Here is a 26,856-nt window from a genome sequence, read left to right on the forward strand (position 1 = left end):
TACTAACCTCGTAAAATCAGAACAGGTACCGGGTCTGGTACCGTTCAGCTTCAATTCTGTTGTAAATTGTCCCGATAATCCTGTTGTACAGGTCGTCGCCAAGCAGTGTGTCTTCAACACCTGCGTCAACGTTCGGGTTGTCGTTCACTTCGATTACGTAGACCTTTCCGTCTATTTCTTTGAGGTCCACACCGTAAAAACCGTTTCCAATAAGTGAGGCTGCTTTTACTGCGGACCTGACCACCTGCGGCGGAACCTCGCTGATGGGGACTGTTTCGGAGTTGCCGCTGAATTTGGACTGGTCCCCGGTTCGCCAGTTGTATATCTGCCAGTGGCCGTCGGCCATGTAGTATTTGCAGGCGAACAGCGGCTGGTTGTCCAGAACCCCGATCCTCCAGTCGTACTCGGAGATGAGGTATTCCTGTGCGATTACAAGCGCGCTTTTGGCGAACATCTTCAGCAGTGATTCCTTCAGGTCCTCGTAGGTGTGAACCTTGAAAACCCCCTGAGAAAAAGAGCTTTCCGGAAGCTTCAGGACCAGCGGGAGCGGCAGCGTATTCAGGAAAGATGCGGTACAGTTCTGTTTGGTCAGAAGCCAGCCCTGAGGCTGCCGGATACATGCGTTGGTCAGCCGTTCCTGCAGGTACACCTTGTTGGAGCAAAGCAGGATGGACCACGGATCGTCTATTACCACCAGTCCTTCGGTGTAGGCATGGCGCGACATCGCATACGTATGGCTCTCAATGGCTGTTGTTTCACGGATGAACAGCGCGTCGAATTCGCAGATTCTTCTGTAGTCCGCCTTGGTGATGAACTCGACGAAGAAACCCTGATTTTCTGCTGCCTTGCGGAACTTTTCCAGAGCTTCAGGGCAGGATGGAGGAGTTTTCTCGTCCGGGTTGACCAGAATGGCCAGATCGTATGTGTAGTTCTTCAACCGTGTACGGCAATAGCGCTTCTTGTTGTTGTATTCGACTATGGCCTGTTTCAGGATTTCAGGATGTCGTTCCTGCACCTGTTTTAGATTCAGGATATGAAATTTTTTGAGCTGCCATGTTTCCTTGTGCTTCAAACTTACTTCGAAGAACGGAATTTCGAAGATGGAGAACAGCTTACGTGCAAGACTTTCAAATTTCTTGGAAGGAGTCTTGCCCATGATCACGGTCAGATCCAGAGTTTCGGCAGTGATGTTTCTGGTTTTGTCGTCGAGAAATTCCTTGATTTCATCAAGAATGCTCTGTGCAATCAGGTGGTTGGATGCATCCTTTACCGTCATTACGGAGGGGGTGATCCTCTGGTTGCGCGCCGAGGCGAGCAGAGAGACGTAGTACCCCATGGAGTGTGTCTTATAGGACGAACACAGGTTGATTACATGGAACCTGTTCGAGTTGGAGTAGCGCAGGTCGGTCAGGTAGTCCTTGGCGGCGCATATGTTGAGGCCCGGAATGTCGAGCACCTTCTTGCCGTAGTCGTCCACGACGATGATGATGCGGTCCGGCATTCCCTCTTTGCTTGCGGTTTTGCGGACCATTTTGCAGGCCGGTTCACCCTCACGGTAATAGTCGGTGAGGCAGTGGGTGATTTCAAATCCGTTTTTCCTGTACCAGTTGATGAGTCTCTGGTTGCCGGAATCGGCCTCAAGGGTGATTTTGTCAAAGCCCCTTTTTTCGGCATAAGCCAGGAGGTATGCGAGCAGTTTCTCTCCGAACTGCAGTGTCCTGAATTCAGGCAGGACGGCAATGGAGTAGATGCGCATGGAAAATTTGTGCAGAAAGCAGACCGAGGCACCGGCCGAAACCATGCCTTCCTTGCCTCTGGGAACCTCAAGGATGTGTACTATCTGATTGGGGCTGGTAATGCTGTTTCGAAGTCCGCGGCGCGCACTTCTCCTGTGGCTTGGAAAACATTCATTTTCAAGTTTCGAAATAAAATTAAGATCATCAATGGTTGCTTCGCGGATAGTGTATTTGTTTTTTGTCTGCTTTCGGTCAATTTCTTCAATCATGAGTCAGGCACACTCCTTGGGCTGCCGGTGTGTTTGGGTGGTGATCATTCCGGACTTTCCGGTCAGGAATGTCATTGATGGTTTTTATTTGACTATAGCGATTTATATTTTTTTCAGTGTAGGATCAGGGCTGTTTCAAGTGAAGAATCACTGATACAGGCAACCCTGATATGTGATTCATATGCGCTTAAAACTTTTCCCTGTCTACACAAAAAAACACAAGAGATGAAAATAAATTTTTTCATTCAACATACTGTAAATAAAGAATAAAATGTTGTTAAGTTTTGCGTTGTCTTTGATTGGGGTGCGGTGCTGTGGGCATGGGGAAAAGGCGGGGCAATTCATGGCCGGTTTTGATGTGGAGAGTTCCTTTTTTGCGCCGTATGGACCGGAGCCTTTTGTGGCACATAAGTTGAAAAATATTGTGATCATATATTTGTATGATCCCGTTACCTGGTTGATGTGCTAGCGTACCGTAAAAGAATCGGTTAACAGGCTGGATGAATTTCCCGTAAAGGAACTGTCAGGCCAGGAAAAATATATGAATAATGACAAGTTGAAAATTGTCGGCGACATGCTGCTCGAAGATATGGATTCGGTTTCATCCGAGTTTGCGCGCCTGCTGGCAAAGTATCAGCCCCGCTGGTACGGGGCCGTGGATTTTGAAGAGCTCAAGAGGGGTGCGGGGCATGGAGCTTCAATGACTCTTGAGTGCTTTTCGCGCGGAGATCTTGAGCCTCTGGAAGATTATTTCAAGAGCTGTGCGAATATCAAGCTCGACCGGGGCGTCGGCATACGGGACGTTGTTGAGTCCACATTGCTTGGAAAAAAGGCAATCAGGGAATTCGGGCGCAGATATTTTACGGATCGGGACGAGTTTCTGGCTTTTCTGGAGGAGCTGGAGGATTTTTATTTCGAGGTAATAAACCTTACCACGGACAGGTATTCCGCGATGCTCCTTTCGCGCCTGAATACCGAGCATGTCCGTAACAAGCTGCTGCTTGAAGCGTCCCGCACGGTAACAAGTGCGATGGACCCGGATGAGGTGCTGGAAAAGCTTGCCGAGGTGCTTGCCGGGACTGTGGATGACGGCTGCTGTACAATTTTTCTCGCCCATCCTGAGACGGGAAGTCTGAGGCCCAGTGCCGGGTTCGGCTATGCTTCGGAACAGTGCCAGAGTGCTCTTCGCGGTTTGCGGCTCTGTCCTTCCGGTAATGCCATCAGTAGTGTTGATGGTAAGAACTACGGTTTTTGCTCGGTAAACAAGGCCGGTTCATCCTTTGCCGACATTCTGCCTGAAGCGGTCCGTTCCGGCAGTGTTTCGCTTTTCCCGATCAACAACGGGGCAAAGATGCTCGGCGTGGCACTGGTTTCGTCCATGAAGAACGGTTTTTCCTTTGATGCGGCTACACGTGAGCTCATAGAGGGGATTCTCAATACCGTTGCCGTGGCAGTTGAAAGCGTGGCTACAGCGCGGCAGACCAAGCGGCAGCTGCAGGAAAGTGAAAGCCTGCGCCGTGTGGCCAACGTGCTCCTGCAGCGGCCTGACGGCAAGAACGGTGAGGTGCTGAACCTTATCGCCGAAGAGGCCCGCGGAATTGTCAACGGCGGCGGCAGTGCCATCCTCATCAACGAGGGAGAGAATCTTCATTACGTGTACGGAGCCGGTAATCCGCAGCCGCCACGGGAGTACTATCCTGTTGATACGACCTTTTTCGGGGCGGTGTTCAGATCCCGCGAAACCGCCATTGTCCGCGATGCCCAGAGCGAAATCCCCCATGGCGAATGTCTGGCCGAGGTCAGGACGCTTATGGCCGTTCCCCTGCTTGAAGGAAACAGGGCGTTGGGGCTTCTGCTGGTATCCAACAAATCCGGTGGGTTTGATTACGCGGATAAGCGGATAATGGAGATGTTTGCGGCACAGGCGGTGCTCGCCATGCGCAACAGCCGCATGTTTGAGCAGAGCGAAAAGCTTGCTGTTCAGGATGAACGCCAGCGGCTTGCGCGAGAACTGCACGATTCCGTAACGCAAGCTCTTTATGCCATAACTTTCTGTTCCAATGCGGCTGTGCGTTCCCTTGAATCCGGCCGGGAAGCTCTTGCCGTTGAGCAGTTGAAGTCCCTTCAGGGGATGGCTCAGCAGGGAATGCGGGATATGCGCTCGCTGATTTTTGACCTGCATCCGCCGGAACTTGAGAGCGAGGGACTTGTCGGAGCCCTGCAGGCGCGTCTTAATTCCGTAGAGGTCCGTTCGGGCATAGGTGCCGACCTGCTTGTCGAGGGCGATGAAAGGCGGCTGTCCCTGAGGGTTGAGGAGGAGTTGTTCCGCATAGCCATTGAAGCCTTGAACAATGCGGCCAAGCATTCAAAGGCCGAGTCGGTCACTATCCGGGTTATTTTTGGTGATGGGCTGACTTCGCTCATGATCATCGACGACGGCAAGGGGTTTGAGCTTGAAACCCTTCCGACCGGAGGGATGGGGCTCAGGGGCATACGCGAAAGAGCCCAGCGTATTAATGCCGAATTGCATTTAGACAGTTGTCCTGACAGCGGCACAGCCGTCAGGGTGGATATTTTTGATGAACATGGTCTTCAGGAGGAAAAATAATGAGTAACGTGATCAAGGTTCTGCTGGTTGATGACCATGACATCGTACGTATCGGTGTGCGCAGTTTTCTGGGCAGTTTTGATGATATAGAGGTCGTGGGAGAGGCTGCCAACGGTCAGGAGGCTGTAGATCTCACTGCGGAGCTTGCACCTGATATTATCCTCATGGACATGCTGATGCCGGTCATGGATGGTATTGAGGCCATTCGCCAGATACGAGACCGGAAACTCGGCGGGAGGATCATCGCGCTGACCAGTTTTGCCACTGACGACAAACTTTTCCCGGCAATCAAAGCCGGAGCAATGGGCTATCTGCTCAAGGATTCGACTCCGGATGAACTTCTTGATGCCATTCGCCGGGTACATAGGGGAGAACCTTCCCTTGCCCCGGATATTGCCCGTAAAGTGCTTTCCGAGCTGTCCCAGCCCGGAGAAGAAACAAAGCCCACTCCTGACCCGCTTACGCCGCGTGAACTGGATACCCTCAAACTTGTAGCCAAGGGCAAGAGCAACAAGGTGATCGCCGAAGAACTTTTCGTGAGTGAGGCAACCGTGCGTACCCATATGACAAGCATTCTTTCCAAGCTGCATCTTGCCAACCGGGTTGAAGCCACGCTCTACGCGCTGCGTGAAGGGATTGCTTCGCTTTAGTGGTCTTCAGCGAATCTCTGGGGCTGATTTGATGCGCTTTGCGCTTTTGATGAAATTGTTTGGCAAAGCGTCATTGATACATAGTAAGTGTTTGCATGTTCAATGGATTGTTTTGATTGCTGGAAAGGAATCCAGTTAAATTGAAATCAAGGGAAGATACCGGAAGGTGTCTTCCTTTTTTTGTGGCGATTGCCTTAGCTTCGCAGGACCGCCGGAGGCATGCCCATACATGGCAAAGGAAATAGGTACTGTTTTTTCTCTACGACAAAAGTCCTATCTGTTGCGGTCCTGTTTTCAGACTTCCTGCCGATGCCATGGAAGGGTGGCGTGGATATAACTATTCCATCGAGCATGATTGTTGACGCTCGGTTAAGGATTTATGGTTAAAGGAGATGGTCATGGTAGCTTATTCCGGATGTTCAACATTCAGACCGCAGATAGTGGTTTGTAAGATGGCAGAAACTCAGTGTGCGGGGCTGAATGGCATCACCGCTGAAGAAGGCCACCGGGAGGGTTGAAGCATGTTTTGTGGAAATCCGTTTATCCTGACAGTGCGTTTAAGAGCCAAGGAAGGATTTGAAGACCGGTTGCGTGATCTGCTGAGAAAAGTTGTGGCTGAAGGTGTCGGCCATGAGGGATTGCTTGTATGTTTCATGCATCAGGATAAGAACAATCCTGCCCGATTCATGCTATATAAACACTTCACGTCAGAAGCGTCTTTCAGGATGCATCTGGATAGTGAGGTAGTTCGCCATGCCCAGGATGAGTTTGCACAGTTTCTTGAGGAAGAACCGCAGGTTGATATGTGGACAATGGTATTAAAAACAGGAGAGGTCAGATGCCGGTAATTACTTATGCAGGATCGGAAATGTCAGAGGAAAAGAAAAGGAGCCTTGTCGAGCAGCTTACTGAAGCAGCAAGTGAAGTCTCCGGAATTCCCGCAAAATCTTTTACTGTGTTGATTCAGGAATATCCCCAGAACGCAATCGGAATCGGCGGTGAGACGTTGAAAGACATCAAATCGCGTCTTGCGGACGGATAGTTTGGAAATTCAGGTTCCGCTTTGGCCTGTCTATATTCATGCATGGCAGGCTTGCAGGGATAACGACTGAAAACATTAAATGAGGATTCAGGAATGAAAATTGATATTAAGCCGGGTACTTTTGCATTTCCTACACCTGTATGGTGTGTCGGCAGTTACGATGCGGACGGGAAGCCAAATGTTATGACCATAGCGTGGGGCGGCATATGCTGTTCAGTTCCCCCATGCCTGACAGTTTCTCTGCGCAAGGCTACATATACTTACGGTTCAATCATGGAGCGCGGAGCGTATACCGTTTCGGTTCCTTCTGCAAAATATGTTGATGAAGCGGACTATTTCGGCATGGCCAGCGGAAGGGATGCGGACAAGTTTGCTGTTTCCGGTCTTACTCCTGCTAGGTCGCAACTGGTTGATGCTCCTTATGTGGAGGAATTCCCGCTTGTATTCGAGTGCAAGGTCATCCACACCCTTGAGATCGGGCTGCATACTCAGTTCGTGGGTGAAATTGTAGGTATCAAGGCTGACGATAATATTCTCAATGACAAAGGTCTGCCGGACATGGCAAAGGCCGATCCCTTTGCGTTTTCTCCCACGGGCAAGGATTATCGCGTAATGGGTGCGCAGGTCGGTACCGGGTTCAATTCCGGTAGACGGTTCATGCCGTAATATGCGGCTATAGATTTCACCTCAGTTGCAGATATAAGGTGTAGATGGAGATGCTTAATTTCAGTGTTAATGAAGAACTTTGCATTAAATGCGGTCTTTGTGCGCAAGACTGTATTGCCGGTGTAATCGCGTTGGATGAGTTCCCTAAGATCAGCAACGAGGGAGGCTGCATAAAGTGTCAGCACTGCCTTGCTGTCTGCCCGACTGGAGCTTTGTCCATACTTGGGAATTCGCCTGAAGACTCTACCGAGATCAAGGGGAAGATGCCTGATGCAGAGCAGATGGAAATTTTGATCAAAGGACGGCGCTCAGTCCGTAAGTATAAACCGGAAGCCCTTGAACCTGAACTCATACAGAAACTTATGGATATTGCATGGCATGCCCCTACCGGGGTCAACTCCCAGAGTGTGACGGTTACGCTTATGGAAGATCCTGAGCAGGTCAAGGCCTTCAGTGAAGAGGTGTACCGTCGCATTGAAGATGGAGTGAAGAACGGCACTCTGCCCCAGACTCCGATCAGCCATTATTTTCAGTGGGCTATTGAGTCCAGGAAACACGGCGGCGACATGATTTTCCGTGGAGCTCCCCATTTTATAATTGTGTCAGGTTCAAAATCTGCTCCATGTCCGGTTGTAGATGCCCACATTTTCCTTTCATACTTTGAACTGATGGCTCAGACCATGAAAATCGGCACATTATGGAACGGGTTCCTGAAGTATTCGGTGGATGTTCTTTTCCCGGATCTTAAGGAAAAGCTCGGCATTCCCGCTGATCATGAGCTTGGACATGCCATGGTGTTCGGTAAACCGGCCGTCAAGTATCAGCGTACCGTAGAGCGCGGACACGCCAATATCAGAAGAGTCGAGTGGAAAGGATAGTAATCATAATCAGGCATAATTCAGTTCGTGATTGTCCTCCAGAGAGCCCTCACCGAGAGATCGGTGGGGGCTTTTCCATTTTTAAATAAATTGTGAATTTAGTGAATCGGACATTGTCAACCTTTCTGCGGTCCGTTTTGTAAATAAATATCGCTCCATGAATCGCAAACGGACGGTTCGAATCTTTGAAAAGGAGCTTTTGATGAAAATTGTTGAGCTGAAGAGGGTTGAAAGTACGCCGCAGGCCACGGTTGGTGCCTTGCTTGTGGATGGAAAGGCTGTCTGCTGGACGCTTGAGGAACCTTGGCGGGATAATCTTGAAGCTGTCTCCTGCATACCTGCGGGTCGGTATCCGCTTGAGTTTGAATATTCTCCGTCCCGGAAGTGCCGGTTGTGGACTATTAAGAATGTACCGGGGAGGAAGTATGTCCGCATCCATACAGGGAATACCGTGCTTGATACCGAAGGATGCCCCCTGACCGGTACAAGGCCGGGGATGCTGGATGGCAGAAGGGCCGTGCTCGGCAGCCGGGTTGCCTTTGATGCGTTCATGGAAGCCATGAGCGGTACAGAGCATTCCGAGATAGTTGTGTCCGATGTGTCAGATGTTTTCGGGAGGGACGGGAAATGAGCGGTATGCTGACTTCTCCGCTGATATTGAAGGGGGCAAAGGCTATCTGCGAAGCCGTTCAGGAGAATCCGCGCCATATCGGCCTGCTGGTTGAAAGTGAGGGGCTCCCGGCCTGGAGGCGCACGGAGGCTGATCCGTGGAGGGCCCGTCCCGAGGCATTGCAGGAATGGGTTAGAGGGCAGGAAGAGAAGTATCTTGCAGTGCAGAAGGGTGTAAATCAATGCCCGTCAATATGAAATCAATACCTTCTCAATGTAGATCGGCTGCCGTTTGAGTGTATTTCATGTTTTGCCGAAAAAGCTGTGGTAGAACCTGTCTCAGCGGTTGGGAGAACCGGAAGGTCTTCATGCAGAACCAGATTCCTGATGGTTAATCTGAATGCATGAAGAGCAACTGAATCCTGCTGCACATATTTAGAGAGTCCCTAGAGGACCTGAAATTGAACAGATTCAATTTCAGGTCCTCTTTTTTTTAACTTTAAAGCTGCCTGATCTTCAATGTGAAAACAAAAGAGCTGCTTCAGAAATACAGCAAGCAGAAAACCATACAACATTGAGCACATCTGAAGTCAGGCATGCAGATAGTCTGCATTGATGCAGGCAATAAATGTTCATGCGTCCATGGTCCGGACATGAGAAGGACCATGGTTTTTCAGACACCGGGACATTCTGTCCCTTTAAAAACAACATTTCCGGGATTCATGCTGAATCTCGGGCAAAATCAGAGAGGTTAAAATTATGAGTGAGATCGTTCCCCAGTATCAGTTGGGTGTGGATTGTGCGGTGGTTCTCGGCTGGCGCACCGGTGAAGAAGCAATCGTCAAGGGCCTGAACAAGATCGGCCTTCCCGAAATGAGCCGCGATGTGATTTCCATTGACGAATTCCGCCGTGATTTCGCCGTGGAATTTACCACCGGCGGCAAATTCGGCCGTGTTTCCTTCTCCGGTTACACCCTGTTCAGCGACAATTCCGGTCAGGACAGACTCAAACAGTATCTGCTGGAAAACAAGAAGTTCAAAGACTGCGTGATCATGCTTAATGCCGTAGACTTCATGGCTCTTGACCTTGCCAACGACCCCGAAGGCGTATTCCAGGTTTCCAAGGCCGCTCCCGGCGAAACTGACAAGAACGGTGTTTTCTCCTTTACCGGTGAACTCGTCTGCGGTGGCCGCGTTGCCTACTACACCAAACACATGACCGCCGCCACCATCGGTTTTGAACCCGGTACCTCCGGCGCAAAAGACACCATCACTGACTCCGCCAATGGCTTTATCGATGCCGGTTTCGCAGCAGGTCAGTCCCTCATCGTCCACGGTTCCGCAGCAAACAGCGGTCATTATCTGATCAAGGAAGTCGCTGCCGGCGTCATCACTCTTGAGTGTTCCGGCAAACTTACCTCCGCAGTTGCCGGCGATTCCATCACCCTCGACAGCGGTAAGCTTTAATCGACTCAGGGAAATTCCCTTTCAATAAATAACGGGCAGGCCGGTCAGCTCCTTGCTGGCCTGCCCACCCGAAGGAGCAACAGAATAATGAAATTCAATCTTGAAAATCTCAATCCCGGCACCTGGTTCAACTTTGACGACAGCAACCCCGAAAGCGGCAGGATCTGTGTCAGACGCCTGAATGCCGCAACCGGCAAACGGCTCAGCAGGGAGTGTACCTCCACCGTTCGCAAATTCAGCAAGGGCAAGCCCTATGAAGTTTCCGAATTCAACGAGGATCAGTTCGATCTCAGATTCTACGACTACGTGATCGTAGACTGGGAGGGTGTGGAGGATGAAAACGGTACCCCCATCCCGTGCACAGCCGAGAACAAGAAAGTGCTGGCGCAGGAATCCATATTCTTTCAGGGGCTTATTGCCGAGGCAATGGAGAAGCTCGAGATTGAGCAGGCCGAAAAGGAAGAGGCCGCCGAAAAAAACTGATCGACTTCGCCCGGTGGATGGCCTGCATAGACCGTTCGCCGTGCGAAATATGCAAAACCGCTTTTTCCGTCACACCCTGGGATTCTGACGAGGAGAGGAAACGAAAGGAAGATGGTCCGCCATGCTGGTCCTGCCGTCCTGAGATTTATCCCGAAAATGAAGAGGCCGTTGAAATCTATTCCCATTGTTCCGGGCAGTGGATCTGCGGTGCTGGGGGAGTGGTGGACATCAACATGGGAACTGTTTTGCAGGTCATGGACGTTTTCGGTGTTGAAGATAAAAAGGGTTGCCTGATGTCAGTGAAGATCATGGCACAGGAACAGCTCAGAAAATGGCGGGAAGAGTAGGTATTAATAATGAGTACAATCATTCCTTATATATATGTCGAATTCAAGGGCGATCTCTCCGCCCTTGAGTACGACATGGGAAAAGCGCGGTCCATAGTGCGGAGGGCATCTGAACAGATGACCTCCGACCTGAAGAAGGCCGTAGTTTCCAGTCAGCTGTCGGGGGAGATAAAGAAGATCTCCGACAGTCTGAAAGAGTTGAGCAGCACTTCGCCGAAGTCCGGTACAGCCTGCAGGGCGCTGAAAGGCGATCTTATCGGTATGAAGAACGGACTCGGCCTTGTTGCTGACGAGTACGCCCGGCTGGGAAGGAATATGATCCAGCCCAAGGCATTTGAACAGTCTGCCCGCGGATTGCTTGCAATCGCCAAGGCAGCCAATACCGCATCCGTCCAGACGGCTGAGCTTTACAAAAGGCTCGGCGTCACCATGGGCGGATTCCAGCAGTTTGATAAGGTTTCCACTGCTGTTCTGAAGAAGAGCTACGATAATCTCGTGGCGGTTCAGAAGAAGGGGGGGGAAGGAGGGCGTTACGATTATGTCTCTCAAAAGAACGCTTCAGCCAAAAGACCAGGTTTTGTTGAGGATTATCTTTCAGTTCGGCCTGAGCAAACTGACGCTTGGGATTCCATGCCGACTTTTTTTAAGCAGACTGCTCTTAGTTTGTCTGCATTTGGCGGAGTAGGAACCTTTGTCGCTCGAGAAATGATTCAAACAAATCATAGTATTTTGGATTTTTTAAAATTTGTTAATTATGTTTCTGGGCCTCCTCAGGGTGAATCAGAAAAATACACGGTGTTAATAAATCAAAAACAGAAAGAGCTTGATAGAAAACTTAAAAGGAATAAGCAGTTTATTCCTGTTGGAGTAGATGCCCGTGGAGAATCACGCTCTTCAGATACTGCGGAAACATTAGGGCTACGAGAAGATATTCATAGATTAAAAGAGGCAAGAGCCCTGACTGTGGAAGCGTTTAATCGCAATTCGGCACGAAAAGCTTATTCTGCTTTTAAAGGGTCAGAAGAACCTCTGCAATCTTCCGGTTTGAATTTCAAATCCGAAAGCTCCAGCTTTCAGACCGGCATGGAACAGATGTACAAGACCGTTGGCGAAGACCCTGCAACAAGATCAATGAATCAGGCAGTGTCTGAGGTAAAAGAAGATCTTGTCCGCCTGACCAGTGCACGTGAGGACGCAAGTGCTCGTGCGGTTGTCATTAAGGCTGAAGAGGTCGCGGCCTCCAAGGCTTATTCCGAAGATTCCCTAGAACATTCCAAACAGGTTCTTGATGATCTTGTTGCTGCTGCCAGTGTCAGCCAGGAGGAATGGACTCGTATAGAGGAAGATGGAGTACAGCAGCGTAAGGAAATTCTGGATAGGGCCGCGGAAGAACAGAAGGAAAATGATTTCTTCGGTGGGCTGAAAAGCGGTTTTCAGGAAGTTGTTGAGGAAAACAAAACCATGTCTGAACGTGGTATTGATCTGGCGAAAGACTTTGCCTCCGGTTCAAAGTCTGCGCTTTCGGATGTTGGCTTTGATTTTCTTACAGGGAAGATGAAATCCTTTTCCGACTATTGGAATTCCTTTTGGGGCGGGCTGGGAAGGTCCGTTATGGACCATCTTGCAGACCTTGCCGTGAATAAAGGTCTTGGTATGCTTGCCGATTTCGGTGGCGGGCTGTTTGATATGGCCGGGTCGTTTTTCACCAACATCTGGCACACTGGGAATATTGATCTGGCTGCAGATGAGGTTGCTGCAGTTCTGCAGCAGGGCGAAATGGTCATTCCGGCAAGACATGCGGAGGTTATACGACAGTCTGTCTCATCTAATGGTGTGTCAAAGTCCCAGTATTTTGACACTGTTACGGACTTTGTTTCAGTAGGAAAACAACGTAGTCTTGCTGACAGCATTAATAATACAAGTCGCGACCTGTACGGATGGGACATGCTTAAAGCCGCAGGTGGTGCTGCATTTTCTGGGCTAACAAAAGCTTTCGCGAACTGGCAGATGGTAGGAAACGTTGCCAGTTCTCTTCGTAATCAAGGGGTAAATGTAAGTGGTTCGGCTGTAAGTAATTTGCAGTGGGATTCAGCTCTCTCGGGGTTCACCAGCACATTTTTTCCAGGGTTTGCTGGAAATATGTTTGGTTCATTTGGAAACCGTATGCTGGGTATGAATGACAATGCTTACAATGTATTGGGCTTTGATGTTGATTCTGCAACTGTCGGTAACGTTATAAGCTCTGCAGCTCTTCTGTTGCTTGGAGGACCAGCTGCATCTCTTGCAACGGGAGTTTTATCTCCTCTTGTTTCTTTAGGGATTTCAGGGCTGGCCGATTTGTTGGATTTGCGTGAAAACGAGACCATACGTGATGCTTTGGATGATAAATTAGGATTCTTAGCTAGTAGGATTGCATATCAGAATATACAGCATCGCATTGGTAAAAATGGTATGGTCACTGATCAGTATACTTTGTCTACAAAGACAGCTCCTGCTAGTGGGCCATATTCTTATGTTAATGGCGTATACTGGTCTGAAAATTGGTTTACTGCAGAGCAAATTGCTTCCATCATTGCAGATGAGTTTGAGTTTGCTAACAGTCTTGCAAGCGATAGATCCGTTGAGAGTGCCCTTGCTAAATCATACCGTTATGGGAATGCCTATACAGCATATGTAATTGAGAGCGACGATGAAGCACAAAAAACTGCACTTGCCAAGGCGATAGGGATTGATCCTGGATATTTTGGATATACAGCTCGTGAGTTCGCGGCGCATCGAACCGGAGTCGGTTTTGAATTCGGAGAAGATTATTACTCTCCAACTGATGGTCGTATAGCTAGGTCATCTATGTTTAACCCAAATTCAGATGCTGCAAAGGCGATGGGGTCAAATTGGGTGGCAGCAGTGAGAGCTTGCGAAACTTATACTTCATTGTTCGATGCAGCGGAGAATTATTCTTTAGGATATTTTGGTGGAATAGACATATCTCCTTCAACATACTCAATGCCTAGTTTTGAATATGATCTTGATTGGTCTTCATTAGACATGGGTCGAGATTTTACCGATTTTGTTGACTCTATCGGTTCTAATTCCTCTGAGACATCCCCGTCCTCGGAGGGGGCAGATTTATCTGGAGATCCTGACAGCGGCTATGGTGCCGAGAATCAGAATAGTCCTGATTATAGTGGGTATGATACTCCAGGACGCCGCCACGGTGGCCCCGTAACCGCAGGCAGACGCTACATCTGGCAGGAAGCCGGGCTCCCCGGTGAAATATTTATTCCCCAGACCAACGGCTATGTCATGGACCATGAAGACAGCAGCCGGATGATCAATGCCCTGTGGAATCTGGTGGATGAGCGCAAATACGGTGGCGATGTCCGTTACAGCGGCGATTCCGCTACTGTGGTCAACCTGCATCTTGACGGGCAGCAGTTTGCTTCCGCCATTGTTCCGGGACTTCGCGAACAGTCCAGAAATGGTGTGCAGTTCGTTCATGCGGACACCCTCATCGAGGTGCGCGCATGAGCTGGGAACAATTCGCGGACAAGCCTCAGAGCGTAAAGATATATATCGCCGAAATCTCCGTAGCTGATTCAGTGAATCCTTCGGCTGCGCGGGAAGTTCTGCGTTTTTCATCCGAAGCCATCAAGCCTGTTCATACCGACCATTATTACGAGCCGTGCATCAAAACACTGCCGGTCTTCAACCGTTCCCTGCAGTCGCTTACCTTTGGACGTACTTCCGCAACCTTCGGCACTCTGGTCCTGCTTATGGGCGGCGGGCATCTTGACCCGTTGATTGCCGGAAAACTGTTTGCCGGTTCGCCGGTGACTGTAAAATCCGGTTTTGAAGGACTTAATGTCTCAGAATTCAAGGAGCTTTTTACCGGTCGTATAGCAGCCTCTCCGAGCTGGTCCGACAGCCAGTTGACCGTTCCGTTGACCAACGGCGTGGGGGAGCTTCTCGAACACAAGCTGACCGAGCAGAAACTTAGCGGTGCTCTCCCTACGGTTTTATCCACGGTTCTTGATGCGGCAGGCGTTGGAGCCGACAAGAGAGATTCCTCCATGTGGGATGTATGGAAGGCTGAGAACAGCTTCAATGTCTGGTTTCCTGTTTCAAAGGATCAGACTGTGGCCAGCGTTCTTGATGCTCTGCTGCCGCCACTTGGCTGCTGGTTCGGTTTTGACCGGACCGGAAAGTTTCAGGTCAGCGGTTTCGGTGCACCTGCAGAAGGGGCCACTCCCTCATTTGAGCTGACTGATCTGGAACTGACCAGCTTCAGCGAAAAGAACCATGGTTCTTATGCATGGAAAGTGACGGTCAGCCACTTCTCTGTTACCGGCGACAACCCGGAAACCGCAGACGTCAGCTGGGAGGATACTGCGGTCAAGGATCTCAATCCGTCGGCCGTGGAGATCAGTCGTAAAACTGCTCTTACATCAGCGACTGATGCCAGCACAATTCGTGATCGCTGGAAAAATTTATTTGCGCAGCGCAGGCTTGTTGCCAGCGCCACGGCCAAGAGCCGTCTCTTCAGCCTTGAACTGGGTGACGTTGTCCGCGTCACCCGTGACAGGCTCGACCTCAATAACCTGTTTGTCGTTCAGAACCTGACAGATGATCTGAACAGAAGCAGTGTGTCCCTGGAGCTTTTCAGATGACCAATGTCCGTTTTTTATGGGATTCCTCCGGGTTTGATAGTGCTGCCATTACCGCTTCGGCCGAGGTTGCCGGCTGGCCTGTTGCCAACCTTCAGCATCCTCAGCCGGCCAAGGCATGGAAATGTCCGTCGGGCGAGGGTTCTGTGACTGTTTCCTTTGATGAAAAGGAGATGGTCACGGCCCTTGCCCTTGTCGGGCACAACCTGAAGGTCGGTTCTACGGTAACTCTGCGTGCGTATGCAGATAACCATATGACCGAAGTATTCAGCCAGACGTTTGATGTGGTGCAGCCCATCTACACCCCGGCGGAACTCCGGCCCTGCGATTCATCGCCACTGGGCTATCCGTTTGAAGATGATTTCGAGTTTTTTCCTTGCAATACCGCAGTGTTCTTCCTCGATAAGACCCTGTTTCAGTGGGCGTTCAAGGTCGAAATCAACAATGGGGCCAATCCGTTTCATGTGGGCAGGATGCTTCTCTGCAAGCATTTCGAGCCCCGGCGAAATGTGTCGCACGGATGGAGTGACAGCATGACCGATGATTCCCGGATTGAAAGAAGTATCGGCGGTCAGGCCTACGTGGATGAACATCGCCGCCGCAGGATCTTTTCCTTTTCACTGAAGTACCTGACCCAGGGCGAGGTTTACGGCCCGCTGGCAAAGATCCGTTCATACTGCGGGGTAAGCCGTCCACTGATTGTGTCCCTTACTCCTGACAAGGCCATTTTGCGGGAGCGGACATCCATCTACTGCCGGATGAAGACAACTCCGCCCGTGGTCTGTGACAACCCCGGTAATTATTCAGCAAATTTTACTATTGAGGAGGTTTTATGATTACTCTCAAACAGATAGAGTGTGACAATTTCAATTGGCTGGAAGATGTGAATGCCAACAGTTCCACCATTGAGTCATGCATAAATAATATGGAGCTTCAGCTTCAGAGCGATATAACCGCCGTGACGTCCGAGGTCGGCCTCGCCCGCGACGGTAGGGAAAATCTGCATGCGAAGATCAAGGACATGGACGCCGCCATTGCCGATGTAAAAGCTCTTGCCGAGGCGGGAGTTTTTACTGCTGCAGTTTTTGATCCTGCAGCCACCTATGTTTATCCGGATATTGTGGTTTTTGAAGGCAACACCTGGCGGTGCATGAGCCAGACTCCGCTGACAGGTGATACCCCTCATGTCGGTGTCGAGTGGCTGAACCTGACTAACTATATTGAGAATCTGCGTGCTGAGACTCCGGTTCTGTCCGGTGCGGCAACAGCTCCTGAAGGCACAACTTATGAGCTTGTGATTACCGATCATATTGAAGACGGGGTGACAAGCTATGATGTGACCGTACAGCCTGAATTCGGAGAAACTCCGGTGGCTGCCGGGGGCAGGATTCTCTGGAAGCTGGGCAATGTAGAAGGAGATATGCAGTATCTCATCAAGGTTGTTCGACGCAGACGCGGGCAGATTTACTCTGACGAGGCGGAACACCTGCTGACCGTGCAGAATATCCCTGTGAAGGACGCCACAATTGCATTTGCGGATACTCAAGAAGGGTATCCCGGTGCCGGCATAACTGCTGACGGAGTAAAATTCCCGGCCCATTCAGCCGGGGTAGACAATGACACCCAGATTTATTCCGCACAGATGGAAATTGTCCAATCTGGTGGAGAACTCCCGGTACTCGCCGGATCCACTGCTGATACCCTCCTGTTGGGCGGGACTGTGGCAACGGGAGATGTGCTGATTACTGATTTGGGGGAGACGGTTGTTCAGTCGGTTGAATCAACCCAAGATAATTCTATTGTTGATCTTTTTGGGGATGGATCCTGCCGAAGTTTTTTCCCTTTTGAGAACAGTCCTAATGACTTGGGACCTAATGCCGCGAACATAAATGCAACTGGGACATATACGTCTGGTAAATTTGGAAATGCTGCAACATTTCCACCTGCAGTTAATGATATGAGTGTCCCTTTTAACCCAGGGGGAGTGTCTATCTCGTGGTGGACAAAGTTCACAACTGACCACCATTATAGCATTTTTGCTACAAGTGCTGGAAATGTCGGGCTAAACTGGACAAAAAATCAGAACAACTACTATTCATATCATTTCAATGACTCTGGATACAGGTCAACATTCGGAGATTTGACTTGGATGGTAGATGACGGTGAGTTTCATCACGTTGTTTTTACTTTCTCCACAAATTCAACAAAAGTTTACGTTGATGGTGTGCTGTACTACTACAACGATTCGTATTCTCCTCCATCTACCAGTGCAACAATGACGCAAAGTAGCATTATGGCTGCAGAACCGTTGGATAGCCTGCGACTATTTAACAGGGCTCTTTCAGTTGATGAAGTGGGAACACTTTATAATGGGGGTGTTTTTTGCTCTGTATCTGTTTTTCCGGTGCTTGCAAGTGTACCGACCAAGGTATTCAAGAAAGCTGATGCTGCATTGAAGCTCGGTGCAGGTGCAACCGGGGAATATCTTGGGCCTGAGGTTGAATTAACATGGAAGGGTGCTGGTGCGCTTACGCCGCAGGGAGCATATGTCTACTCAACACAGCAGAGTGGGGCGCCGCAGGGTGATCCTTTTATTATAGATCTTGATGCACAACAGGATGGCTCAGGCCCGTTCTACGGCGTACCCGGTTCCGCTGATCAGTGGCTTGGTACTAGCGGTACGGCTGTGCCCGTGTCCGGTATAACCTTCGTGAACTATCAACTTGATAACTATGCCCCGGCATCAATACTGGTACAGAAAAGTTCCGATGGGATTGTATGGGATGACGTTGAGACAATTGCAGGTTTGGTTACAACTGCGTCGGCTGTTAACTCTGTGACGTTCACACCATTCACCGCACCTTACAGACGTATTAAGGCGTCGAGTGCCGTTGCTAGTGGTTGGATTGTTTGGGCTGCGAGGTGGATAGGCGAAAACCCATCGACAGCATCGTCATTAGTCTTCACCTCGTCAGAATCCATTAAGGACAAAATATACACCACCGGAGGGTTGCACAACAATCTGATGGTTGACGGGCAGGAAGTTGTTGTAAGTGGCGCGAGTGAAGTAATTACTAGGCTTGAAACTCATAACAGCGCTAAGAACACAGTTGCATCTGCAACTCAAAACTCAATACATTATTTTACCGTTGTTGATGGACCGCACACTTTACCTGCAAATGCTCGTATCAGAACTCTAGCGACAATAGGCTTGTCTAGTCTTAAAGTTGCCCTTGGAGTTGTAAGGTATATTGATAATTCTTCTGCGGAACTGGTTTACAAAACAGAAGTTCAAACATCTCCTGACGATACTGGAACAGTTGTGTTTGACTGCGACTATACGGTGCCTGCTAATGGAGTGTATAAACTTTGTGCGTTAATTGATGCTGGCTCAATACGATATGAACCAACAACAGACGGTTGTTTCTATGTAAATACTAAATACAATGTAGGAGAAATAGCCTCAGGCCTTATTTCAAATACAGCCCGTCCTATCATTTTCTATTCTACGGGAGTCGGGATAACAACTAAAAACGTTGGTGCAAGGCGTAGTGAGTGGTCTATTTCATCTGCAAGCATTGATAGCAAGATGGCTTTGAAGTTTGCCGCTCCAGCCACAAAACTGCGTGGCGCATGGATTAAAGTTTATTCTGCGGTGCCTACTTATGGAGCGCAGGTTATTCCTGCTCTCTATGCAGACAATGCAGGTGAAGTTGGTGCCGAGCTTTGGAGTGGGACAGTTACAACTCTTGATGTCAATGACGGTATCCTGCAACTGGATTTCACAGGATCGCCTGAATTGACAGTGGGAACCAATTATTGGCTGGCAGTTAAACACTCTGGATCAATCGCCCTTGCGTGGCAAACTGTCTCGGGGACTGTCGCCCCCGCCAATACTCAGAGACGTGGGGATACCTTCCAAAACATTATTGACGATGAGAATACCGCAGATAAGCGCGGCAAACTCTGGAACGTGATGTATTTTTCCGAGGGTGCGGTTGAAACCACCGCAACCCTCGCCACCCCTCTGGCGCAGGCTCCGACCGGTGCTGAATCCGTGGTTATTCCTGACCGTTGTACTTTGACATCGGATGAAATGAGTGCGGAATTGGTAGACGGAAAGGTTAAAATCACTTCCGGTGTAATCGATCTGCCGGAAAACCCGGATCTCAAGAGGGTGGCTATGGCCGTGGATGGTCCTGCAGGGGAGACATTCAACAGCGGTAAAATTTATATTAAGGAGTTTGTGTAATGAGTACTGAAAAGCATGTCGTTGTTGAGCGTGGAGGTGTTTCCATCCACCGTGTTGTTCCTGTGAAGAGGAGCTCTTCTGACTTCAATGTCGATGATATGAGTGCGGAAACAAAGGAAGCATGGCGCAGGGTTTGCGGCAAATCCGAGACTGTGCCTGCGCAGGAGGATTACCAGCGGGTATTTGAATCGCTGGTCGGCCGTAAGATGGTAAACTCAATTCTCAAATAATATAAATCAGTGCTGCACCCGGTCGGTTCTTGGCCGGGTGCAGCTTCTTTTGCTCTGCCAACCTGACTCTCATCTTAAAATACACTTCTGAAAGTAGGATGCTCGGCATCATCATTGGTGGCTCTGTTGTGACGGGTTATGGAAGTCCACGCCACCTTCTGTTGTGTTGCATCTGTCATTCAAATTTCATTGCTTTCATCCATGTGCCCAGGTTCATTTTTCCCAGCTTTCCGAATCCTCCGGGCGGTAGAGCCTTACGCGCCAGAGTCACGTATGGTGCAACGGTCAGGGCTGTCCCGACCTCTCCCGGCTTCATTATTACATAGGCATAGGCCATATAGGTGCGTTCGTAGATAACGCTTTGGTTTTCACCGCATTCAACGATGGATTTGGCTACATTCTTCTGGTGCATGTCCAGAAAAGCTTTGAGTTCGTTGTTTTTGTCGTTTTTGGTCCAGAGTCCAGCGTCCTCTATAAAAAGGCTTGCCGCTGCGGTCCTGTCCTTTGCTATGGAAATGCATAAGTAGCACCACACCCCATATGCCTGTCCTTTATCCGGGTCCAGTTTTCCCTTTTTGGGCCTGTAGGCTGTTACATCCTTATGTGCGCAAATGACATGGCTGCCCGGGGCAGGGGGGAAATGGCGATTATCCTTTGTTCCGAAAAGAGCCTTGCCTGCTCTTATCAAAGGAGCTGCGTCATAGACCGGCAACGGGGTTCCATCATACTGGGTCAGGGTGAACATCGGTTTTTGGCTGTTGCTTTCAATCTCTTCGGCTACAGCCAGATCCAGTCCCCAAATACTGCCCATTATCCCGTTGAATGATGATGCTGTGAGCATGTTTATGCCGCCGATGTAGGCATCGCTGGTCTCGGCCCGGTCGTAGGCTATTATGCCGTCTATGAGCAGGTCGTCCGATTTATCAACCGTTCCGGTGGAAACCTTCAGGACGGACACATAGCCCAGCCCCTCGGCACCGGGCATACCGTACCCGTCGCAGTAATCATCAAACGGTGCGATGGCCGTTTTATCAATGACCTGCCCTCCGGCAATGGCGCTTGATATGGATAAAGCCAAGAGCAGTGTCAGGATGGTGATGCATTTTCGGAACATACGATCCTCTCCGGTGTTATGGGTTTTCGGGCAGAAGCATTTATCTTCTATCCGGGTAGTTGACTTCTGATAATGTCATAGTCTGTGTTCTGACAGGCTGGATCATTATGAGCCGCTCTTAATTATGGACTGAGGAAAGGTTCTGGAAACCTGTGTCGGGGATTCCCTGACAATCCGATCAGTCAGGGTTTTATCATTTGCCTGCTGCTGCCCATTCATGTGCTCCAGAGCGTTTGTCACTTGCAGGCGCAGGTATTTGCCGTCGTTTATGTCTTCATCTCCGACAAATGAAGGAGCTGTGCCGGAGACAGATGAAAAGTCGCCGCGCATGGTGCGGGCTAGGGCATTATCGCTGCTTGCGAGCTCATGGAATCTGCGTCCGGCGTATTTCAGCCCGCGGGCCAGCGATCCTGCCGGTATGTATTCACGCATTGAGTAGCCCATTGAGATGATTACTTTCTTGATTGGGTTACCCATTCCGTAAAGCATCTGGAATTCGATGTTCTCATCGGAAAGGCCGAGCTGTTCGGCCAGAGCCATTACACGGGACATGCTCCTTATGTTGTGGGTGGCGAAGGCAGGCGCGATTGCATCGCGGTTGAGCAGCATATAGGCGCAGATGCCTTCATAGTTGGCATCAGTGGATGGCTTGAGATTCCAGACCGGGCTTTTGCGGTTCTCCGCTACAGCCAGCTCCCTTTCATGGACAAGATATGCCCCTTTGACCAGCCGGATGGGGACGCGGATGCCCATTTTTCTGGCCCAGTCGCCCAGCTCGACAACATCCTTCGCGGAATCTCTCAGATAGGCCTGTATGACCACCCCCAGACGCAGGTTGCCTGCTCCATCGCTGATCAGTGACGGATTTTCCTCCACGACCTGCCTGAAAATCTCAAGGGTCATGTCCTTGAATGCATATTCCTCCATGTCTATGCGGATGAATATTTTTCTTTGCCGCTCCTTGGACGCCGCTTTAAGCAGCCCGACAAGCGCGGCCTTGATTTCATCCCTTTTGGCCTTTGCTTTTGCCGGGTCAGTTTTGTCGACGGCACTGTCCTGATTATGGCCCAATGCAGAAAACTTAAGGGACATGGCCAGTTGCGGGACAGATTTATTCTCAATGAAACGTTCTATCAGGGTTCGGTAATAGAGCTGGTAGTTCCGGGCATCCTCAGGGGAAAGGGAAGCATCCCCAACGTTGTCGAGACTCACTTCAAGTCCTTGACTGTGCAATCTGGAAATGAGGTCGAGGGCCGTATCCACATCCTGTGAGTGGCCGGTCCCTCGGGCTTCAATGGGGAAGATGAACGGCGAACTCATCCATCTTACAAAAGGCATGGCAAAAAAAAGGCAGTTACGCGCTGTTTCACTGTCGCCGAGAGTTTCAAGCGCCCATTGACTGGCATCGGCAAGGGGGCCCCACATGCTCAGCCGGATCAATTTGTCTCGCAACCGGTCAGTGAATGGCGGGGGCATATCGTTAAGACGCTTCTGCAGGAGGCCTTCTATGGTTTCCAACTTGTGCATGGTGGAGTTTTCCACCTGCTGCATGAAAATATCAGGGGCGATCGTATGCTGATTAATCCGGTCTGCTAAAGCTTGGCTCGGTTCAATGAACCAAATATTCAGCAAAAAGGTGAGTAGGGTGAGTAATGAATATACAAAAACTCCGTGGTCTCGTTTCATTTTTGTTCCCTGCTTTCAAATTTGAAATGTGGAAGTGGTATTCCGGTGATAATCCCAGATTTTTTTATTATCCCTATTGGTGGGTTTTGGGAAGGAAGTGTGCCTATTTTGATGTGTGATGGGGAGCCCTTTCTGAGTTGCCTCGGTCGAGTCCCGCCTTTCGCACAATAACTATTCATTTTTTATGATATTCCGTTTCAGGGATTTATGCCTTGATTGAATAGGGAACCACAGAAAAGATTGGGCTTTTTTCTTGTTTTGGGAAAATAATTGATCTACTCTCCGCTCACAACCACATTATGCAGGACTTAATTCCTGTCATTTCAAACAGCAGCGTTTTTGTTGATTTCATTCAAGTTCAAATACGATCCTCGTATTTACGGCATGAACTTACTTTGAATAATCAGCCTGCTATGGCTCAAGAAGTAAGGGGCATGAGTCTTTTTCTAGGGATGCAGAAATTGTTGACCGGCAACACACTGTTATTACTTGTTAATATTAAGAAATATTAGTTTTTATCAAGTTTTATAAACGCAGTGGGGATGTTTCGGTCTTTCTCTTCGTATACTGATACAAGAATGCCCGTGGAGGCAGTCAGTCTGTAATGATGAAGGGAAACATCAAGAAGCATTAATTAAAGACAATGGGTGATTGTTTTGAACTTCAAACATAACGCAGTGGCTAACACAATTGAAAGGTGTATTGATGGTGAAAAAGACTCTTGGAATTCTTTTGTAGAAAAATATTCCGGTCTTATTTGTTATACCGTCAATTCAACTTTAAGAAGCAAGCTTAATTATCATGCTCAAGATCAGGTTGATGATATATGCCAAAATGTTTTTTTGCGCCTTGTGCAGAACGATAGAAGTCTGCTAAGAAAATATGATCCCCAAAAAGCCAGAATTACAACTTGGCTTATGGTCGTTGCCAGAAGCGTAACTTTGGATTTTTTGCGTAAGGGTATATATTGCCTGGCGCCGCTGGACGATTTTATTGATGAGCTGGAAGCTCCGGTAAGTAAGGAAAAAGTTGAGCTTGATATCCCTGAAGGACTTTTGTCTCCCCGTCAAAAACTGATCATAAAACTTTATTTCGAAGACGGGCTCGATATTTCAGAAATTTCCGATTTTATCGGGATAAAGGAACAATCTGTAAGGAGCACAAAGCATAAGGCTCTGAACAAGCTTCGTTCCTATCATGGGATTGCAGAGGAGGAAAATTTCTCTCTATCCCTGTAAAACAACTTCTGCCCGGACATGGATGGACGGGCAGCAAAACAACCAAGAGGTGTTCCATGGATGGAACAGGCATCAAGCATCGCAGCTGCGTGGAGAAGGATCTGCCATTCGGCCCGACTCCCGACTGCCCTGAAATCGACGAGATCTGTATGTATCTTGACGGTACAGCTTCCGATGAACTTGTAAGCAGGCTGGAAGAACATCTGGCTGACTGCCTTTCATGCAGGAAGGCGGTTCTGGAGATGAGAAAAAACCTCTCCGGTGCGGTGGTCGCCCCTTTTTGCGGACGCTGCACTGAGAAAGCCAAGGAGCTTATTAAAGAGAAAGAGTCAAATAATGACAAAGACCGGGAGTACAAGGCCATGGCGTGAAGTTAGAAAACCTCCCCGACCCACTTCCTTCACGTCTGCACTCCAAGGGAACAGCTCTCCCCTTCATCGGCTGTTTTCCATGCCTTGAAGCATGCTCATCCGGACTATCAGACTGATTGCCTCCTGCGGGCACATCATTTGTCCTGCGCAGTTCGCGCCGGACCAACTGTTGTGCAGAACAGGAGGAAATCATGATCGATACCGCAGCCTATCTCAATGATGTAAATAAACGGGACTTGCCCAAGACTCCAAAAAAGGAGCTGGACAGGGACGCATTTCTTAAGCTTTTTGTTACCCAGTTAAATAATCAGGACCCCATGAGTCCTATGCAGGACAAAGAGCAGCTCGCCCAGCTTGCTCAGTTCTCGTCCCTTGAGCGGCTCACAGCCATATCCAAGTCCATGGATGGTCTGACCCAGACCGTGAATGCCGTCATCGGTGTAACCGCTACCGGTTACATCGGCAAAAATATTATGGCCAAAGGGTACAGTGTCGCTAAAAAAGGTGATGATGTATCCAGCGCCTCCATTAATCTCCCCGCATCATGCAAATCCGTTTTCGTTGATGTCTTTGATAAAAAAGGTGCTCTTATCCGTTCTGTTGATATGGGCCCACGCAATGCCGGACAGTTTGATTTCAAATGGGACGGCATGGATAAGGACAAAAAGAAAGCCGCAGACAATGAATACAGGATTGTAGTCAGAGCTGAAACTGCCACAGGAAAAAAGGTTCTTGCCGACATTGAAGTGTCCGGAAAGGTCAAGGCCCTCACCAACTCGGGTGGGCAGAGTTTTCTGGAACTGGAGGACGGACGCAAGGTTCTGCTGTCCAATGTCACTCGCGTTGTTGCTTAAACCAAATTTCCAAAGGAGATCAGCATGAGCCTGCAAGGATCAATGTATACCGGTATCAGTGGCATTCGCGCTCACAGCCAGGCTATGAGCGTAATCGGCAACAACCTCGCAAATACCAGCACCGTCGGATTCAAAGGGGCCCGTACCGCCTTCGAAGATGCTTTCTACAGCACGGTAAATACCGGCGGTGGCATCGGACAGGTCGGGCATGGGACGGGCATCGCCTCCATTTATGGTGATTTCAAGCAGGGGCCGTTTGAACCTTCTTCCGAAGCGACCAACGTTGCCATCGGGGGGGAAGGGTTTTTCAAGGTCCGCAATCCCAAGACCGATCAGCTCTTTTTCACCCGCGCCGGTAACTTCGTCTTCAACAAGGAGGGTGTGCTTACCGATCCGCACGGGTATGCCGTGCAGGGGTGGAAAGTAAAGGAAGGTTCCACTAACGGTGAACCCAATACGGTCGGAAGTCCTGTTGATATTCAACTGGATCGGTTCCAGTCGCCACCGCTTCGTACATCCGAGCTGACAATGAAGCTGAACCTGAATTCCAAGGCCACGGATAAGTCCGATGTGCCCGGATCTCCGTTCTTTTCACTGCATCAGATGTGGAACGGAACCAAGAATCCCCCCATTGCTGCGGACCGTTATGCATTCCAGAACACCATGAAAGTGTTCGACGAGTCCGGAACCTCGCATGATCTGACCATCTATTTTGACCCGGTCAAAAGCGATAAGGTCACCAGCGATGCAGCCGGAAACCGCATATTCGAATACATAGTGACGGTTCCGCCTAATGAGGATGGCCGGACAATTAATGGAACAACGCTCAAGACCAGCTCCGCCGCCGGCCTGCTCATGACCGGGACCATTACCTTCAACCCGCGCGGCGAGATGATCGGCATGAGTTCCTTTTCGCTCAAGGGTAATGCCACAGGCAGCTTGAAAGACCTTACCAATTGGGTGCCGTCACCCATGTCTGAAAACGGGCGGCCCATATTCACGGCCAACTTTCTAGGCAAGAACGGGGCCAGTCTGCCCACTAGCAGCAATGCCAATCCGATTACCCTGGACTTCGGCATGCGCAACAGCTCCACCCCAGCATCATGGACCAATGCCGCCACTTCCAACGCCGCAATGGTCGGCTCCAACCTGTCCAGCATTCCCAGCTTCAGTTCTCCGGAAAGGGATGCATCATACTCAACCTCCTACGATTCAGGGAACACGGTTAACAGCCAGTCACAAAACGGCTACGGAGCCGGGTTCCTGCAGGCCGTGGAAGTCAACCGCGAAGGAGTGGTCACCGGCCGATACTCCAACGGGCAGGTGCTTGATCTCTATGTGCTGACACTTGCCAGTTTCAACAATCAGTATGGCTTGAGACGCGAAGGGGGGAACCTGTTCTCCGCAACCCGAGATTCCGGATCGGCCCTGACCGGGCGGGCAGGTACCGGTCCGCTGGGTTCAATCGCTTCCAACAAGCTGGAGCAGTCCAATGTGGATGTCGGTGACGAAATGGTTCGCATGATCACCACACAGCGCGGTTTTCAGGCCAACTCCAAAGTTATCACCACCGCAGACACTCTTATGGGTGAACTGATTCAGTTGAAACGGTAGTTGCAGCGCTTTGCGCGGTTGATGATCTGTCTGGTTCCGGCGGCCTTACCGGGGCATGTTGAGCAGGAAAAGCTGAAC

23 protein-coding genes are annotated in these 26,856 nt (G+C 49.8%); 20 read left to right on the forward strand and 3 right to left on the reverse strand.

The features are described from left to right. Nucleotides 1-16: 16 nt before the first annotated feature. Nucleotides 17-2,005 (reverse strand): GNAT family N-acetyltransferase, encoded by a 1,989-nt coding sequence (locus N7E73_RS16930; protein ID WP_432736101.1) that lies wholly within the window; start codon nt 2,003-2,005, stop codon nt 17-19. Nucleotides 2,006-2,546: 541 nt separating this feature from the next. Between N7E73_RS16930 and N7E73_RS16935 the strand changes: the two genes are divergently transcribed. The 16 genes from N7E73_RS16935 (at nt 2,547) to N7E73_RS17010 (ending at nt 19,901) form a co-directional block, all read left to right on the forward strand. Beyond that, a complete protein-coding gene (locus tag N7E73_RS16935; protein ID WP_432736102.1) occupies nt 2,547-4,613 on the forward strand; it encodes a GAF domain-containing protein in 2,067 nt (688 codons plus the stop codon). Next, on the forward strand, nt 4,613-5,263 hold the full coding sequence (locus tag N7E73_RS16940; protein ID WP_432736103.1) for a response regulator: 651 nt from the start codon (nt 4,613-4,615) through the stop codon (nt 5,261-5,263). The genes N7E73_RS16935 and N7E73_RS16940 overlap by 1 nt, the downstream gene beginning before the upstream one ends. 521 nt (nt 5,264-5,784) lie before the next feature. After that, nucleotides 5,785-6,111 carry a putative quinol monooxygenase gene (locus N7E73_RS16945; protein WP_432736104.1) on the forward strand — a complete coding sequence of 109 codons (327 nt, stop codon included), beginning with the start codon at nt 5,785-5,787 and terminating at the stop codon, nt 6,109-6,111. Further along, complete coding sequence (gene dmpI, locus N7E73_RS16950; protein ID WP_432736105.1) at nt 6,102-6,305, forward strand: 4-oxalocrotonate tautomerase DmpI; 204 nt, start codon at nt 6,102-6,104, stop codon at nt 6,303-6,305. Before N7E73_RS16945 ends, dmpI begins: the two co-directional genes overlap by 10 nt. Nucleotides 6,306-6,398: 93 nt before the next feature. Beyond that, nucleotides 6,399-6,971, forward strand: coding sequence for a flavin reductase family protein (locus tag N7E73_RS16955; protein WP_432736106.1), 573 nt, complete (start codon nt 6,399-6,401; stop codon nt 6,969-6,971). Between the two features lie 50 nt (nt 6,972-7,021). Continuing rightward, the gene (locus N7E73_RS16960) at nt 7,022-7,849 is read left to right on the forward strand and encodes a nitroreductase family protein (RefSeq protein WP_432736107.1); all 828 of its coding nucleotides are present in this window, start codon (nt 7,022-7,024) and stop codon (nt 7,847-7,849) included. 202 nt (nt 7,850-8,051) lie between these two features. Further along, entirely contained in the window at nt 8,052-8,480 is a 429-nt protein-coding gene (locus tag N7E73_RS16965; RefSeq protein WP_432736108.1) for a DUF5675 family protein, read from the forward strand. Then, complete coding sequence (locus tag N7E73_RS16970) at nt 8,477-8,716, forward strand: DNA-binding protein (RefSeq protein ID WP_432736109.1); 240 nt, start codon at nt 8,477-8,479, stop codon at nt 8,714-8,716. Before N7E73_RS16965 ends, N7E73_RS16970 begins: the two co-directional genes overlap by 4 nt. A gap of 501 nt (nt 8,717-9,217) precedes the next feature. Then, on the forward strand, nt 9,218-9,925 hold the full coding sequence (locus tag N7E73_RS16975; RefSeq protein WP_432736110.1) for a hypothetical protein: 708 nt from the start codon (nt 9,218-9,220) through the stop codon (nt 9,923-9,925). Nucleotides 9,926-10,012: 87 nt separating this feature from the next. Beyond that, on the forward strand, nt 10,013-10,408 hold the full coding sequence (locus tag N7E73_RS16980) for a hypothetical protein (RefSeq protein ID WP_432736111.1): 396 nt from the start codon (nt 10,013-10,015) through the stop codon (nt 10,406-10,408). Between the two features lie 17 nt (nt 10,409-10,425). Further along, entirely contained in the window at nt 10,426-10,755 is a 330-nt protein-coding gene (locus tag N7E73_RS16985) for a DUF1799 domain-containing protein (protein ID WP_432736112.1), read from the forward strand. Between the two features lie 9 nt (nt 10,756-10,764). Then, nucleotides 10,765-14,283, forward strand: coding sequence for a hypothetical protein (locus tag N7E73_RS16990; RefSeq protein ID WP_432736113.1), 3,519 nt, complete (start codon nt 10,765-10,767; stop codon nt 14,281-14,283). Further along, entirely contained in the window at nt 14,280-15,422 is a 1,143-nt protein-coding gene (locus tag N7E73_RS16995) for a hypothetical protein (protein ID WP_432736114.1), read from the forward strand. The genes N7E73_RS16990 and N7E73_RS16995 overlap by 4 nt, the downstream gene beginning before the upstream one ends. After that, nucleotides 15,419-16,255, forward strand: a complete 837-nt coding sequence (locus N7E73_RS17000) for a hypothetical protein (RefSeq protein ID WP_432736115.1) — start codon at nt 15,419-15,421, stop codon at nt 16,253-16,255. The genes N7E73_RS16995 and N7E73_RS17000 overlap by 4 nt, the downstream gene beginning before the upstream one ends. Further along, complete coding sequence (locus N7E73_RS17005; protein WP_432736116.1) at nt 16,252-19,671, forward strand: LamG domain-containing protein; 3,420 nt, start codon at nt 16,252-16,254, stop codon at nt 19,669-19,671. Before N7E73_RS17000 ends, N7E73_RS17005 begins: the two co-directional genes overlap by 4 nt. Beyond that, entirely contained in the window at nt 19,671-19,901 is a 231-nt protein-coding gene (locus tag N7E73_RS17010; protein WP_432736117.1) for a hypothetical protein, read from the forward strand. Before N7E73_RS17005 ends, N7E73_RS17010 begins: the two co-directional genes overlap by 1 nt. A 175-nt stretch (nt 19,902-20,076) precedes the next feature. Here the strand turns inward: N7E73_RS17010 and hdcA are convergent, their stop codons facing one another. Beyond that, nucleotides 20,077-21,015 (reverse strand): histidine decarboxylase, pyruvoyl type, encoded by a 939-nt coding sequence (gene hdcA / locus N7E73_RS17015; protein ID WP_432736118.1) that lies wholly within the window; start codon nt 21,013-21,015, stop codon nt 20,077-20,079. Nucleotides 21,016-21,120: 105 nt separating this feature from the next. After that, nucleotides 21,121-22,566: a proline dehydrogenase family protein gene (locus tag N7E73_RS17020; protein WP_432736119.1), complete on the reverse strand. Its 1,446-nt coding sequence runs from the start codon at nt 22,564-22,566 to the stop codon at nt 21,121-21,123. A gap of 791 nt (nt 22,567-23,357) precedes the next feature. On the opposite strand from N7E73_RS17020, the gene N7E73_RS17025 reads away from it, so the two are divergent. From N7E73_RS17025 to N7E73_RS17040, 4 genes are all read left to right on the forward strand, one after another. Next, nucleotides 23,358-23,939 carry an RNA polymerase sigma factor gene (locus N7E73_RS17025; protein WP_432736120.1) on the forward strand — a complete coding sequence of 194 codons (582 nt, stop codon included), beginning with the start codon at nt 23,358-23,360 and terminating at the stop codon, nt 23,937-23,939. Nucleotides 23,940-23,995: 56 nt separating this feature from the next. Then, nucleotides 23,996-24,310 carry an anti-sigma factor family protein gene (locus N7E73_RS17030; RefSeq protein ID WP_432736121.1) on the forward strand — a complete coding sequence of 105 codons (315 nt, stop codon included), beginning with the start codon at nt 23,996-23,998 and terminating at the stop codon, nt 24,308-24,310. 191 nt (nt 24,311-24,501) lie between these two features. Further along, entirely contained in the window at nt 24,502-25,164 is a 663-nt protein-coding gene (locus tag N7E73_RS17035) for a flagellar hook assembly protein FlgD (protein WP_432736122.1), read from the forward strand. A 24-nt stretch (nt 25,165-25,188) separates the two neighbouring features. Beyond that, nucleotides 25,189-26,778, forward strand: a complete 1,590-nt coding sequence (locus tag N7E73_RS17040; protein ID WP_432736123.1) for a flagellar hook protein FlgE — start codon at nt 25,189-25,191, stop codon at nt 26,776-26,778. Nucleotides 26,779-26,856: the final 78 nt, after the last annotated feature.

Source organism: Maridesulfovibrio sp. FT414 (genome assembly GCF_050916235.1).
Classification (GTDB): Bacteria; Desulfobacterota; Desulfovibrionia; order Desulfovibrionales; family Desulfovibrionaceae; genus Maridesulfovibrio.